Here is a 13,354-nt window from a genome sequence, read left to right as displayed (position 1 = left end):
TTGAAAACCCCAACAACGGCGAATCGGGCGCCGTGCCGCGATAGAGAATCTTTCGCGCGCGCAATCAGCTCGCGATCGAGCAGCCGATTCCCGCCTTGAGCACCACCGAGATGATCTCCGGGTCGTTCAGCGCGCGCAGGCGATGCACCAGCTCGTCGATGCTCATGCCGCGCACGTCGTGATTGCCGAGCCCGCCGAGCGACTGGAGCCGCTTGAGCTGGACCAGCGACAGCCGGTCGACCATCCGTTCGGCCATGCAGCCGGCGACCGGCGGACGGATGCCGGCCTCGATCAGCTTGCCGCGCACCCGCGCCTCGGGCGAGACGGTGGCGCAGCCGGCGACGGCGGCGAGGAGCGGCAGCAGGATCAGGCGGGACGGACGAGGCATCTCAGGCGCTCCTGGAACGAAACCGGCGGGCTTGTGCGCCGCCGCGCCTTGATGCGCAATGAATGAGTGGGAAGACGGCTTTCGTCCTCACCCTCGAACGTGCGATCTTGCGGTGGAACGGGGCGCGTCAGCGTCCCGCAAGGCCGAACGGCCGCCCGAGCTTATGCGAGGATAGCCAAGGTCGCGGATGCGACCGCCGGCGCTTGAGGCCAAACAAACTACCGCTCCGCACGATCGATCCATTTCTCCACCAGCGGCGCCCGATGGTCCCGCATCCGCCGCACCAGCGCCGCCGGGTCGTCGTCGACCATCAGCATCGCGCGGTGGGCCGGGCGCAGGAAGCCGGCCGTGACGACATCGTCGAGGAAGCCCGCGAGCTTGTCGTAGAAGCCGGCGACGTTGAACAGGGCGACCGGCTTGGCATGGTCGCCGAGCTGGCCCCAGGTCCAGATCTCGAACAGCTCCTCGAAGGTGCCGATCCCGCCCGACAGGGCGATGAAGCCGTCCGAACGGTCAGCCATCATCGCCTTGCGCTCGTGCATCGACCCGACGATGTGCAGTTCCGTCAGGCCGAGATGCGCGACCTCGAGGTCGGCGAGCGCCTTGGGGATCACCCCGGTCGCCCGCCCGCCGGCGGCGAGCACCGAATCGGCGACCACGCCCATCAGCCCGACCCGGCCGCCGCCATAGACGAGATCGACCCCCGCCTCCGCCAGCGCGATGCCCAGCGCGCGGGCGGCGGCGGCGTGGACGGGATCGACGCCGGGGCTCGATCCGCAGAAGACGCAGAGGGCGCGGATCGGGTTCATCGCCGGAACATCGCCCCGACCGGCATCGGCCCCTCGCCGAGGCTGAGCGCCATGCGGTCGGCGAAGCCGAGGCGCATCGCGTGGAAGCGCGCGATCAGGTCGGCGTCCATCGCATAGAGGCTTTCGAGCATCCTGTAGCCTTCCGCAGGCGCGGTATCGCGCAGCATCCGCGTGGCGAAGCGGCGATAATAAGCGCGCTTCGCCCAGGCGCGGGCGGCATGGTCGTGGAGCATCGCGTGGAGCGCCGTGCCCGACCAGTCGTCGGCTTCGGCGACCAGCCGCGCGATCCGCGCCGCATCGGCCAGCGAATTGCCGGTGACCGGGTGGAACAGCCCGGCGCGCAGGCCCGCCTTGGCCACGCCCTCGCCACCCGATCGCCAATAGTCGGCGAAATCGCCGCCCAGCGCGATCGGCAGGATGCCCGCCTGGCCGCGCGCCGAGCTGCGGATGCGCCAGCCGAAGCGCGCCGCATGGTTGACGATGCGGTTGCCATGGTCGGCCATGTCCATGTCGGGCCAGCTTTCGTAGCGGACGTCCTCGATGAACAGCCGGTCGCTCTCGATCGGCAGCATCTCCATATATTGAAAGCCCTCGGCCGGATCGGCGGCAGCGTCGATCAGCGTCGCGCGGCGCACGCTGTGTGGGCCGTCGAGGGTCAGCTCATAGCCGACGAACTTGCGGTAATGCAGGTCGAGCAGCGACAGGTCGCCCGGCCCGCGCGCGTCGATCACGCCGCCCGCGCCGATCAGCGTCCCGTCCTCCAGCACCACCCCGTCGGGGGAGACGCCCAGCGCGCGTCGCCCGGTCAGGATGCTCTCGGCCGGCATCGCCTCGCGCAGCGCCGCATCGAACCGGTCGGAGCGGATGCTGTAGAAGGGGAAGGGCAGCGCCCGCTTGTAGAGGGGGAAGATCACCGCGAATTCGCGCCAGCCATAGTTGACCAGCGGTTCGAGCAGCGGCCGGTCCTCCGCCTCCAGGTCGCTGTCGAGGAAGGACCAGAGGTGCGCCCCGCCCAGCGTCGGCGCCGCTTCGATCAGCAGGACGCGGCGATCGGGCCGCGCCCGCCGCGCCGCGAGGGCGATCAATCCGCCCGAAAGGCCGCCGCCGATGATGGCGAGATCGCACATGACGCCGCTCATGACGTCCAGCCTATAGAGCAGCCGTCCGGCGATGCCAGCCTTGCAGACGCCTCTTTCGCTCAGGCCGATCTTTCGTTACCATATTTGACATCCCCGGGGAGCCCCCACCCGGCCGCTTGTCGGCCGGGACCGGACATAAGGGCTGAGAGGTGGCGCTGCGATGCCCACGACCCGCTGAACCTGATCCGGCTCGCACCGGCGTAGGGAGGGAATGCCGCCAGCGGTCTCTCCTCCCCATGTCGTCGGGCCCCGCATGGAGAGACGACATGGCCGACATTCCCGCGCGCACCGAGATGAAGGTGACCACCGGACCGATCCGGGGATCGCGCAAGATCCATGTCGAGGGGCCGCAAGGCGTCCGCGTCGCGATGCGCGAGATCGCGTTGGAGCCGTCGTCGGGCGAGCCGCCGGTCCGCGTCTACGACTGCTCCGGCCCCTATACCGATCCCAACGCCCATATCGACATCATGGCCGGCCTGCCGGCGCTGCGCCGCGACTGGATTATCGGCCGCGGCGACGTCGAGGAGTATGAGGGCCGCGCGGTCAAGCCCGAGGACAACGGCCTCAAGGGGCCCGACCGGTCGGGTGGCGTCACGCCCTTCCCGAATGTGGTGCGGCGCCCGCTGCGCGCGAAGGCGGGGCAGAATGTCAGCCAGATGCACTATGCCCGGCGCGGCATCATCACGCCCGAGATGGAATATGTCGCGATCCGCGAGAATGTCGGCCGCGCCGCGCTCAAGGAGAAGCTGCTGCGCGACGGCGAGGATTTCGGCGCCGCGATCCCCGACTTCGTCACCCCCGAATTCGTCCGCGACGAGGTGGCGCGCGGCCGGGCGATCATCCCCAGCAACATCAACCACCCCGAATCGGAGCCGATGGCGATCGGCCGCAACTTCCTGGTGAAGATCAACGCCAATATCGGCAATTCGGCGGTGGCCTCCGACGTCGCGGCCGAGGTCGACAAGATGGTGTGGTCGATCCGCTGGGGCGCCGACACGGTGATGGACCTGTCGACCGGCCGCAACATCCACGACACCCGCGAATGGATCCTGCGCAACTCGCCGGTTCCGATCGGCACCGTGCCGATCTACCAGGCGCTGGAGAAGGTCGGCGGCATCGCCGAGGACCTGACCTGGGAGATCTTCCGCGACACGCTGATCGAGCAGGCCGAGCAGGGGGTCGACTATTTCACCATCCATGCCGGCGTTCGCCTGCCCTTCATCCCGATGACGGCGAAGCGTGTCACCGGCATCGTCAGCCGCGGCGGATCGATCATGGCGAAATGGTGCCTGGCGCACCACCGCGAGAGCTTCCTCTACGAGCGGTTCGACGAGATCTGCGAGATCATGAAGGCCTATGACGTCGCCTTCTCGCTGGGCGACGGCCTGCGCCCCGGATCGATCGCCGACGCGAACGACGAGGCGCAGTTCAGCGAATTGAAGACGCTGGGCGAGCTGACCCAGATCGCCTGGCAGCATGACGTGCAGGTGATGATCGAGGGCCCCGGCCATGTGCCGATGCACAAGATCAAGGCGAACATGGACAAGCAGCTCGAAGCCTGCGGGGAGGCGCCCTTCTACACGCTCGGGCCGCTGACCACCGACATCGCGCCGGGCTACGACCACATCACCTCGGCGATCGGCGCGGCGATGATCGGCTGGTTCGGCACGGCGATGCTCTGCTACGTCACGCCGAAGGAGCATCTCGGCCTGCCCGACCGCGACGACGTGAAGGTCGGCGTGGTCACCTACAAGCTGGCCGCCCACGCCGCCGACCTGGCGAAGGGCCACCCGGCCGCCAAGCTGCGCGATGACGCGCTGAGCCGCGCCCGCTTCGAGTTCCGCTGGCGCGACCAGTTCAACCTGTCGCTCGATCCCGACACGGCCGAGCAGTATCACGACCAGACGCTGCCGGCGGAAGGCGCCAAGACCGCGCATTTCTGCTCGATGTGCGGGCCGAAATTCTGCTCGATGAAGATCACCCAGGAGGTCCGCGACTTCGCCGCGACGAAGAACGCCCCGGCCGACCAGTTCATCGCGGCTGGCGACGCCGAGGCGGGCATGCGCGCGATGAGCGACGTGTTTCGCGAGAAGGGCGGGGAGATCTACCTGCCGGCGGCGGAGTGAGGTCGCGGCGCCTTGTCCCTTCCCCATAACGGGGAAGGGATCGGCCGAGAGCCGCTGACCGCGCATCTCTCTCGCCATTAGCATGGCGCTCCCGCGGGTTGGAGCAGTTGAGCATTCGACTTGCGCGCTACGCCGTGATCATGCATGTTCCCTTTTTGTTCAGAGGGGCGGTATGAAACTCATCAACTCGAGCGAGATCACATTCGAATTTCCTGTCGTCACCATCATTGCCGGTGGTGGGCGCTGGATCGATCGAACCTTACACGCTCTGACGCGCGCTACTTCGTATCAATTGAAGAGCGGCCTGCTCCTGGGCATGGAGATCATTGATGCCTCGGGCCGTCGATGGATCGTCCGATCCATCCGGAAAATCGACAGACCGGAGCGTTGGCATATTCTGAACATGCTTCTTTTCAGCCCACGTGATTGGCGTGTGGAATATATGCTCGAAGAGCTTCCGCCCGCTCCGGGACGAAGCCACGGCGTACCACGAGAAAGTCGCAAGCCGGTTCCCCGTCCCGTCCGGAAATCAACGGGCGCCAAGAGAGCGACGGTCAAGGCTTCCGAGGCGGATTTGGCGTTTCCGCTCGTCGGGTTTACGAAGGCTGCCGGAGCGCTGTGTTTTGGTGACCTCGGGTACCTCCTCAGTTGCGACCCGGAATATGTTCGCGACGAAACGCTGATCGGGATGGAGTTGTTCGACAATCGTCAGCGACGGTGGATCGTCCGGTCGCTGCTGCTCCAGGAGCCTTTGCCTGAAAAGCGCCGGTGGCAGTGGTTCACTCCCTGCGTGACGTTCGACCTCGAGCTCGAGGAAATGGATCCGATCAGTCTGGACGAGGTCAAGTCCCGCCTGCTCGCGGAGTGGGAACTGGGGTCTAGCGACGACGAGGAGGCCGTGTGGCGTTCGCCGGACCTTGCCACGATCCTGGACGAAACAAACATGCAGGCGTCCGGATTGTTGTGAACGGTCGCCTGCGGACGTTCGTTCGATTTCCGTCCGCGACCGGTGCATTCCATTACTGATGTGCTTCCAGATTGCAAATCACTGGCCTGCTGATAACGTTCCCGTTGCGTTCCGATTCGAGGGAGGGCGATATGACGGGGGTGTTCCTGACGCGGGCGGATTTGACGCTGCCCGTTCTCGGTTTCCCGCAGGACGGCGACGTCATGCCGTTCGAGGACAGGGAACTGCTGCTCGGTAAGACGGGCTGGCTGGCGAGCGGGGCGCGCCACCTGGGGTTGGAGATCGTCGACAGCGCCGAACGGCGTTGGGTTGTCTCCGGCCTCGTTCCGGGCGAACCGCCAAGGAAGAAATGGTGGCGGTTCGGCCGGGCCGATAGCGAACGGGCCGGGCTCGAGGTCGAGCTGCATGAGATTGAGCGTGAGGACTTCATCGCCACGCGGGCGCGTGTCGAAGTCGAGGCGCGGGATATCTTCGAGGAAGGGGACGAGGCGTTGGCCGCCATCCGGGCGGCGTCGACCATGGCGGAACTCAGCAAAGCCTGCTTCGAGATCACGGTGCGGGGGCAGGGGTGTCGGATACTTTCCGGCGATCCCGGCATACCGATCCGCCTGGCGTCCGAGGTTGCAAGCAGGGCTCTGCTTCTGTTCGCCATCGTTCGGCTGGCGCTCGGTGTCGAAAGGTCGAAGATCGTCGAGTGGCTTCAGGAACAGAATCTTCTTGTCGCGATGTCGCCGGAAGAGGCTGAGCTCTTCACTACTCGTCGGGTGACGGAGCAGCAACGAACTGCGGCCGGATGGGAACTCGAGCGGCTGATTGCCCTGCTTTGGGCGCTGGGTCTGGCTGATATGTCGCCCGCCGGCGAAGACCCCGACCTATCGACGGTCGTCGAGATCGTGCCGCCGGCCGGCGATATGAGCATAGACCGCTTCCTGGCGGCGGAGCTGAAACCCGCACGGGATATCGCGGCGATGGCCGAGCGCTATCGCAACCTCTCACGAGAGGCTGGGGAGAGGTATGCCGGGGATCCTTCCGACAAGAATCTCAACGAGGCGGAGATTGCCGAGCGCCGCTACGTAGCCCTCCAATGGATAATCAATCCGGATCGGATCAGTTGGAGGTGAAGGCAATGTGTTGACGCTACTCCTGCGGTAGCGCCGACCCATTGCCGCCGGAAATGTTCTCATTTTGTTCTTGACATGTAACATGTTTCGTGCAAGGGTTCAGGCACCGTAGATATCGGCGCCTGGTCACCCGCTCCCGAGTGGACAAGTCCGGCACCATCCGGCCTGTTTTCTTTCGACAGCGAGATTCCAGCCCTGGCGACGCAGGATGCGTGCGCCTGTCCTGGGATCATGCCTTTTCCAGACGGAGCGATGATATGAGCATGCCACCCCGGCAGCCGCGGCCGCGTGCCCCGGTGCCGACCGATGACTGGACCTATGAAGATTACGCGCAATATGCGCTCGATGCCGCTCGCGAGGTGGTTCCCTATGTGCCCGTGGTCGGGCCGGCGTCCGACATGGTGTCGGATCTGAGGGAGGGCGATTATGCCAGTGCCGCCTTCAACGGCGCGATGCTTGCCGCCGACCTTTCTCCGATCGGGCCCGCAACCAAGGTCCTGAAACTCATCCGAGCGATCAAAAAAACGGCCAGGGCCCCTTTGCTGGCGTCGGCCGCGACCCAGAGGGCACGAATCCGGAGGATCGCCGAAGTCCCCCCGGGGTATGCGGTCCACCACACCATCCCTATGAAGGGGCTGGGTCCGATCCCCAAGGCGGATTCCCGCGCTCAAGGATTGTGGCGTAACAACCCTGCATTCTTCAAGATCCTGCCGGAGGCGACACATCGCCGTGTGCATGGCAACTTCGGTGCCGAGCCTTATGATCCGCTGCGCCGGATATGGCACGGTACCAACGCCTTGCAGAAGTCGGCTGCCGCGTTCGCGACGTCGAGGGTGGCGGACACGGCGGAAAATCTCGCTCGGCCTTTTCCCGACGAGAGTACCCGCAAGCGCTGAGGCAGATCGGATCTCCCATCGGGTACCGGAGAACGCGCGCCGTTCTCCGGTATCGCGTAAAGTTCCTCTTTCGTTCTCATGCATTTTCCTGTAGGTAATAGGAACAAAGGAGAAACATCATGAGTCTTCTGCGGTCCTTCGACGATAGCGACGAGATCATTCTCCACCGCCTGTTCTTCGCGCTGAAGCCAAGCGCGGAAGCGGTCGCCGAGATCGCGGATGTGCGCGGCGGGATCGGGGTGGCCAAGAGCCATGTGTTTGATCACCGGCTGCACCTGACCCTCTGGTCGCTCGACCTGCCGATGACGCCGACCCAGGGGATCGTCGACGCGCTGCGCGGCGCGGCGGCGAAGGTGAATGGGCCCGCGCTGCGGGTGGCGCTCGCCGAGGTGGTCGGCAACGGCCATGTCACCTGCCTCAAGCCGGGCGAGCCGATGCCCGTCCTCAAGGCCTTCCAGCAGAAGCTCCAGCTCGCCATCGCCGATGCCGGCATCTGGCCCAATCGCGGCTTCCGCTTCGAGCCGCACATCACCCTCGCTTATGGCCAGGCCGAGGGGCAGCGCCGCCCGATCCTGCCGATCAGCTGGCGCGCGCACGACTTCGTGCTGATCCACAGCCTCGTCGGGCTGACCGAGCATGTCGAGCTCGGGCGCTGGACGCTGGAGGGGTAGGGTTCGCTCTCCCTTTTCCTCTTCGTCATTCCCGCGAAGGCGGGAAGCCACCGGAGAACGAGTCCCGAACCAACAGAGGCACGACCTGGCGGCTTGGTGGATTCCCGCCTTCGCGGGAATGACGGTGAGGGGGGCCTGGGGATGCTGTTCACCGAGCCCGGCGAGCGCTACATGGGGCGGGTTGCTTCGCGATCACAGGTCGGGGGACCCTTCATGCTGAACAGGCGCAGCCTGCTGGCCGCCATGCCGGGATTGTTGCTCGCGCGCCGCGCCGCTGCCGCGGCGGGAACGCCGGGCATCGCGGCCCAGGCCGGATTCCAGAAGGAACTGGCTCCTTTCTGGGATCAGCTCGCCATGCTGCCCAGTATCCGCGAACCGGCGCGCGAGGCGGCGTCGGATGGCGTCTGCTATATGTTCACCAACAAGGACTGCACGGTCTGCCAGGTCGTCCATCAGCAGTTCCCGCAGGGCTTCCGCCGGCTCGAGATGCGCTACGTCATCTATCCCTGGCCGGGCGAACCCTATGGCGAGCTCAATTACATGTATCGGCCGGAGACGACGCTTGCCGACTACCGGACCTATATGGACCATCATCTGACCGCGACCGTGCCGTCGGACAGCGGCGCGCAGGCCGATCTCGTCATGGCGGTCGCCGCCGACATGGCCGCGCAGCTCGTCGAGGGCGGCAGCTTCGGGACGCCCTTCTTCTTCCACGCGGTCGAGGGCGCGACGCCGGGTCAGATGATCTTCAGCGCCGGAGACATCGTCGCGATGGGACCGCTGCTCGACCGCGCGGCATAGGCACCGGCATGGGCGCGGGCATGGGCAAGCGCCTATTCCGGGATCGCCGCCGTGCTCCACGGGCAATGCACCTGCCAGCCGAGCGAGGTATAGAGCGCGCGTCCGTCGGCGGTGGCGGTCAGCACCTGGCGCGCGGCGGGGGAGCGGCGGGTGCGTTGGAGCGCGAGCATCAGCGCGCGGCCGAGCCCGCGGCGGCGGTGCGCGGCATCGGTCACGATCCGGTCGTAGATGAAGACGCCGTCGCGCTCGGCGGCATGGCCGCTCGCCGCGAGCACGCCGGCGGGCGCGACGATCCGCGCGAAGGCCCGGTCGCCGTCGCGCTCGACCGACAGCTGGTAGCCGCCGGGCAGTTCCGCCTCGCTGCCGTCGCCGAAGCCGCCGGCGCAGGTCATGACAAAAGCGAGCGGTTCGAGCCGCCAGCGCGGCGGCAGCAGCGCCGCCAGTTCGGCATGGGTCGCGGCGAGCTTGAGTAACACCCGCGGTTCGGCGACGGTCGCGCCGAGTTCGACCAGACCGGGACAGGCGGCGGTGAAGACGTGGCGGCGCGCCTCGCTCGGCAGGCCGGTGTCGACCCGCCAGCCGCCGCGATCGGGCACCGGCGCCGGCAGGTCCCGCGCCATCGATCGCGCCGCGAGCCAGGCTGCGATCAGCCCGGCGTCGATGCGGTCCATCGGATCGGGATCAGGCCGCCGCCTCGACCGGCGGCAGCGCCCAGTCGATCGGGGCCATGTCGTGCTCGGCGAGGAAGGCGTTGGCCTTGGAGAAATGCCGGCAGCCGAAGAAACCGCTATGCGCCGACAGCGGCGAGGGGTGCGGCGCCTTCAGGACGAGATGGCGGCCGCCCCGGTCGGTCGAATCGACGAACGCCGCCTTCTTCTGGGCATAGCTGCCCCACAGCATGAACACGACCGGATCGGGCTTGGCGTTGACCAGGCGGATGATCGCGTCGGTGAACTTCTCCCACCCCCGGTCGCGGTGCGAGGCGGCAAGCCCCATCTCGACCGTCAGCACCGAATTGAGCAGCAGCACCCCCTGCCGCGCCCAATGTTCGAGGAAGCCGTGCGCGGGCCGGGCGATGCCGAGATCGCTGTGCAGTTCCTTGTAGATGTTGACCAGGCTGGGCGGCGGCGCGACGCCGGGCCGGACGCTGAAGCACAGCCCGTGCGCCTGGCCGAGGCCGTGATAGGGGTCCTGCCCGAGGATCACGACGCGGACCTTGTCGAGCGGGGTGAGGTCGAGCGCGCGGAACCAGTCGCTGGCGACCGGGAAGATGCGCTTGCCCTTCGCACGCTCACCCATCAGGAATTCACGCAGCGCGGCCATATAGGGGGAGGCGAATTCCTCCGCCAGGGGATCGCGCCAACTGTCGTGGAGTTTGATGTCGCCCGCCATGGCCGGGTTTGTGGCGCAGCTTGGGCGGGGGTTCAATCCCCTCTTCCGTCATGCCAGCCCCCCGACCGCCTGCAACGCAGGCGCTCAGGATAAACTTCAGCCAAGGACTGAAGGCAGACATGGACCCCTGCCTTCGCAGGGGCGACGGTATTGGAGGGTGGGGCGGAGAGCTTCTCGCAATGCCGCTTCCGCCCGCGACGGCTGTCAGATCAGCAGACGCTCGATCGCCTGGGCGAGCGCGACGTAGAGCTTGCCCATGTCGGACGACAGCACCGTCATCGCCAGCGCGCCGCCATCGCGGCTTTCGAGCACGCGCCGCAGCAGCGCCTCGAAATCGTGAATATAGCGGTTCACATGCTCGCGGAACTCGACGTCGCCGTCATAGAGCTGGGCGATGCCGGCCGCCTCGTCACGGCGGAGCAGGCGGACGGCGGTGCGGGTGAAGGCGCCATGGTCGCCGTGGAGATAGGCCTTCCACGCGCCGTCGGGCACATCGTGCGACAGCAGCTTGGTGACGTCGATCGCCGCCGAGTTGAGATGCTCGATCAGGATCGCGACCTCGCGGCTCACCGTCTCCTGCGAGACATGCTCCTGCCGCGTCTCGGCATCGGCGACGCGCTTCTCCATCGAGGCGGCGGCCTCGGTGATCGACAGCATCTGCGTCAGCAGCCGCTCGCTCGCCACATTGGCGGCGGCGACCGCGGCCTCGGCGGTGTCGGAGATCAGGTGGATGCGCTGGGTGATCTGGTCGCCGAAGGCGCGTTCGATCGCCTCGGCGCCGCTGCGCGCCAGCTTCTCGCTCGCATCGGGGATGATCGATTCGAGCGCCTCGCGCGCGCCGCGCGCCGCCTCCGACGCGGTCTCGCGAACCTTGAGGATCGCGTCGATCAGCCGGCCGCCTGACAGCTCGGACAGCGATCGCATGTTCGCCTCGCTCTCGCCGATCAGGCGGCCGAGCTCGTTCGAATGGTCGCGCAGCGCCTCCAGCCGGGCATTGGCCTCCTCGGCGAACGCGTCGGACAGCGCGCGCTGCCGTTCGAGTAGCGCGTCGCCCTCGGCGGCGATCCCGGCCATGCGGCGGGCGGCGAGGTCGCCCAATCCGGCGATCGCCTCGCGCTGGCGGTCGATCATCGTGTCGGCCGAGCCCAATCGGTCGGTCGCGCGCTCGACGGTCTGGCTGAGCTGCTCGGCCTGGGCGGTGACGGCGCGCATCGTCGCGTCGCCGCGCGCGGCCTCGCTCTCGACCTTGCTCATCACCTGCGGCAGGTCGCGCTCGACATTGCCGATGATCGCGTCGAAGGCGATGCGCAGCGCGTTGGCGCGGTCGGTCAGGGTGCGTGCGCCGGCCAGGCTGTTGGTCACTGCCTGACCGAGACCGTCGGCATGCTCGCTCAGCGTGACGATCAGCTCGGCGAGGTCGGCGGTCTGCTCGGTGCCGGTCGCGCCCAGCGCCTCGAACCGGCTCTCGATCGCGCCCAGCGCATGTTCGAGATTGGCGAACAGACGGCGCGCGTCCTCGTCCTGCTGGGCGAGCTGCTGCGACAACGTCTGGGACAATCCGCTCATGTCGGTCAGCCGCTGCGCGATCGAGGCGGCGGCGGCGGTGCCCGCCTCGTCGAGCGCGGCCCGGCCATGGTCGATCATCGCCGCCATCGCGGCGCGCTGGGCGTCGAGCCCGGTGCGGGTCTGCTCGATCGCCAGCGCCGCCTTGTCGAGCGTCGCGTCGATCGTATGGCCGAGCGCGGAGGCGGTTTCCTCGATCGTCCGCGTGGTGCGTTCGGTGCGGGTCTCGATCCGGCCGATCTGGGTGGCAAGCCGGCCCGAGGCCGCGCCGATCATCTCGTCCGCCTCATGGCTGCGCGCGATGATCGCCGACAGCGCGTCGGCCAGGCCCTGCGCATGGTCGCGCGCCGATCCGCCGATCGAGCCGATCAGCTCGGACACCTCCTTGACCATGTCGAGCGAGCGGGGCAGGTCCAGCATCAGCCCGCTCATGTCCGACCGGGCGACGCTGGCGGCGTTGTGGAGCAGCTCCGTCTGGCGCGCGAGGAGGTCGGTCTCGTCGCGCATGTCCATGCTGATCTGCTGGAGCTTCTCGGCCGCGCGGTGCCCCTCGTCGAGCAGGCCGGCGGTGTGGCTGCTCAGTGCGTCGCGCCGTTCGTCGAGCGCGGCGGTGACCCGGGCGACCGCCTCTTCGAGCCGGCGAGCCTCGACCCGCATCGACAGGGCGGTGGCGCCGAAGCGGGCCGCCTCGCGCCGCGCGCCGCGCTGGAGCAATATGTAGAGGATAGCGAGGAGCGCGAGCGGGCCGCAGGCCAGCGCGATGCTGTTGGCGATGGCGGGAAGGTCGGGCCTGGTCGGCACCACGCCGCCGACGAGGAAACCGATCCAGCCCGCGCCGATCAGCCCGAGGACCGCGCCGATCGCTATGTCCGCGCCGCGCCGCGCCGGCAGTGTCGGGGGACCGTCGTCCGGCGCGTCGTGCGGCTCGCCGAGCAGCAGCTCGCCCGTGTCGGCGCCGTCTTCCATGGATGTCTCTTCGGTGGGCGTTTCGGTCGCTGCGGCGGCGCGAACGGCGTCCGCCTCGGCCGCGTTCGCGGCCCGCCAGCGATCCAGCGGATGCGGTGCCTTCCCCATGCCTCTCCCATCTACAGGAATCGCGAGTCGAGCGATAGCCTCGACTAACCGAATCTTCACTCTTCTCGTCTCCTTATCCGACGATGAGCATCCTTCCCGGAGCCCTCGATCGCATGCTGGCCGAAACGGTCGGCGGGGACGCCGCCGTCATCGCGGAATTGCGCGCGCTGTTCCTCGCCTCGGCGACGCAGCATGTCGCGGCGCTGTCGCAGGCGTCCGGGGTCGCGGCGTGGCGCGACGAAGCAATGAAGCTGCAGGGCCTGGCCGCGAGCTTCGGCATGACCGACCTGATGGCGGTAGCTGCCCGCGCTGCCGATGTCGGACCCGATCCGCTGCTTCTCGACGCTGTCGCCGACGCGCTGGCCGCCTGTCGCTGACGCGCATCCGCCTCCGGCCGCCCCGGAACA

General features: G+C 67.6%; 13 protein-coding genes and 1 riboswitch. Of the genes, 7 read left to right on the top strand and 6 right to left on the bottom strand.

What is annotated here, in order from left to right; translation table 11 throughout:
* Positions 1-64: 64 nt before the first annotated feature.
* From B5X82_RS12160 to crtY, 3 genes are all read right to left on the bottom strand, one after another.
* Positions 65-388 carry a hypothetical protein gene (locus B5X82_RS12160; RefSeq protein WP_079648442.1) on the bottom strand — a complete coding sequence of 108 codons (324 nt, stop codon included), beginning with the start codon at positions 386-388 and terminating at the stop codon, positions 65-67.
* A gap of 218 nt (positions 389-606) precedes the next feature.
* A complete protein-coding gene (locus B5X82_RS12155; protein ID WP_079648441.1) occupies positions 607-1,197 on the bottom strand; it encodes an LOG family protein in 591 nt (196 codons plus the stop codon).
* A complete protein-coding gene (gene crtY / locus B5X82_RS12150) occupies positions 1,194-2,336 on the bottom strand; it encodes a lycopene beta-cyclase CrtY (RefSeq protein WP_079648440.1) in 1,143 nt (380 codons plus the stop codon). Before crtY ends, B5X82_RS12155 begins: the two co-directional genes overlap by 4 nt.
* Before the next feature lie 84 nt (positions 2,337-2,420).
* Positions 2,421-2,560: riboswitch (TPP riboswitch) on the top strand.
* Positions 2,561-2,602: 42 nt separating this feature from the next.
* Here crtY and thiC point away from each other — a divergent pair.
* The 6 genes from thiC (at position 2,603) to B5X82_RS12120 (ending at position 8,918) form a co-directional block, all read left to right on the top strand.
* Positions 2,603-4,462 (top strand): phosphomethylpyrimidine synthase ThiC, encoded by a 1,860-nt coding sequence (gene thiC, locus B5X82_RS12145; RefSeq protein WP_079648439.1) that lies wholly within the window; start codon positions 2,603-2,605, stop codon positions 4,460-4,462.
* A 172-nt stretch (positions 4,463-4,634) separates the two neighbouring features.
* Complete coding sequence (locus B5X82_RS12140) at positions 4,635-5,429, top strand: hypothetical protein (protein WP_079648438.1); 795 nt, start codon at positions 4,635-4,637, stop codon at positions 5,427-5,429.
* Between the two features lie 131 nt (positions 5,430-5,560).
* Positions 5,561-6,550: a DUF4272 domain-containing protein gene (locus B5X82_RS12135; protein ID WP_079648437.1), complete on the top strand. Its 990-nt coding sequence runs from the start codon at positions 5,561-5,563 to the stop codon at positions 6,548-6,550.
* Positions 6,551-6,807: 257 nt separating this feature from the next.
* Entirely contained in the window at positions 6,808-7,446 is a 639-nt protein-coding gene (locus B5X82_RS12130) for a hypothetical protein (protein ID WP_125725509.1), read from the top strand.
* Positions 7,447-7,565: 119 nt separating this feature from the next.
* Positions 7,566-8,117: a 2'-5' RNA ligase family protein gene (locus tag B5X82_RS12125; RefSeq protein ID WP_079648435.1), complete on the top strand. Its 552-nt coding sequence runs from the start codon at positions 7,566-7,568 to the stop codon at positions 8,115-8,117.
* 213 nt (positions 8,118-8,330) lie between these two features.
* Complete coding sequence (locus tag B5X82_RS12120) at positions 8,331-8,918, top strand: permease (protein ID WP_223811095.1); 588 nt, start codon at positions 8,331-8,333, stop codon at positions 8,916-8,918.
* 32 nt (positions 8,919-8,950) lie between these two features.
* On the opposite strand, the gene B5X82_RS12115 is transcribed toward B5X82_RS12120, so the two are convergent.
* The 3 genes from B5X82_RS12115 to B5X82_RS12105 form a co-directional block, all read right to left on the bottom strand.
* Positions 8,951-9,589 carry a GNAT family N-acetyltransferase gene (locus B5X82_RS12115; RefSeq protein WP_079648433.1) on the bottom strand — a complete coding sequence of 213 codons (639 nt, stop codon included), beginning with the start codon at positions 9,587-9,589 and terminating at the stop codon, positions 8,951-8,953.
* Between the two features lie 10 nt (positions 9,590-9,599).
* The gene (gene ung / locus B5X82_RS12110) at positions 9,600-10,310 is read right to left on the bottom strand and encodes a uracil-DNA glycosylase (RefSeq protein WP_176152547.1); all 711 of its coding nucleotides are present in this window, start codon (positions 10,308-10,310) and stop codon (positions 9,600-9,602) included.
* Between the two features lie 204 nt (positions 10,311-10,514).
* Entirely contained in the window at positions 10,515-12,947 is a 2,433-nt protein-coding gene (locus B5X82_RS12105) for a coiled-coil domain-containing protein (RefSeq protein ID WP_079648431.1), read from the bottom strand.
* A 113-nt stretch (positions 12,948-13,060) separates the two neighbouring features.
* Between B5X82_RS12105 and B5X82_RS12100 the strand changes: the two genes are divergently transcribed.
* Positions 13,061-13,324 (top strand): hypothetical protein, encoded by a 264-nt coding sequence (locus B5X82_RS12100; RefSeq protein ID WP_223811094.1) that lies wholly within the window; start codon positions 13,061-13,063, stop codon positions 13,322-13,324.
* Positions 13,325-13,354 lie beyond the last annotated feature (30 nt).

Source organism: Rhizorhabdus histidinilytica (assembly GCF_900167915.1).
Taxonomy (GTDB): Bacteria; Pseudomonadota; Alphaproteobacteria; order Sphingomonadales; family Sphingomonadaceae; genus Rhizorhabdus; species Rhizorhabdus histidinilytica.
Note: the sequence above shows the minus strand (reverse complement) of the source record. Positions and strands in the feature narration are given on the sequence as shown.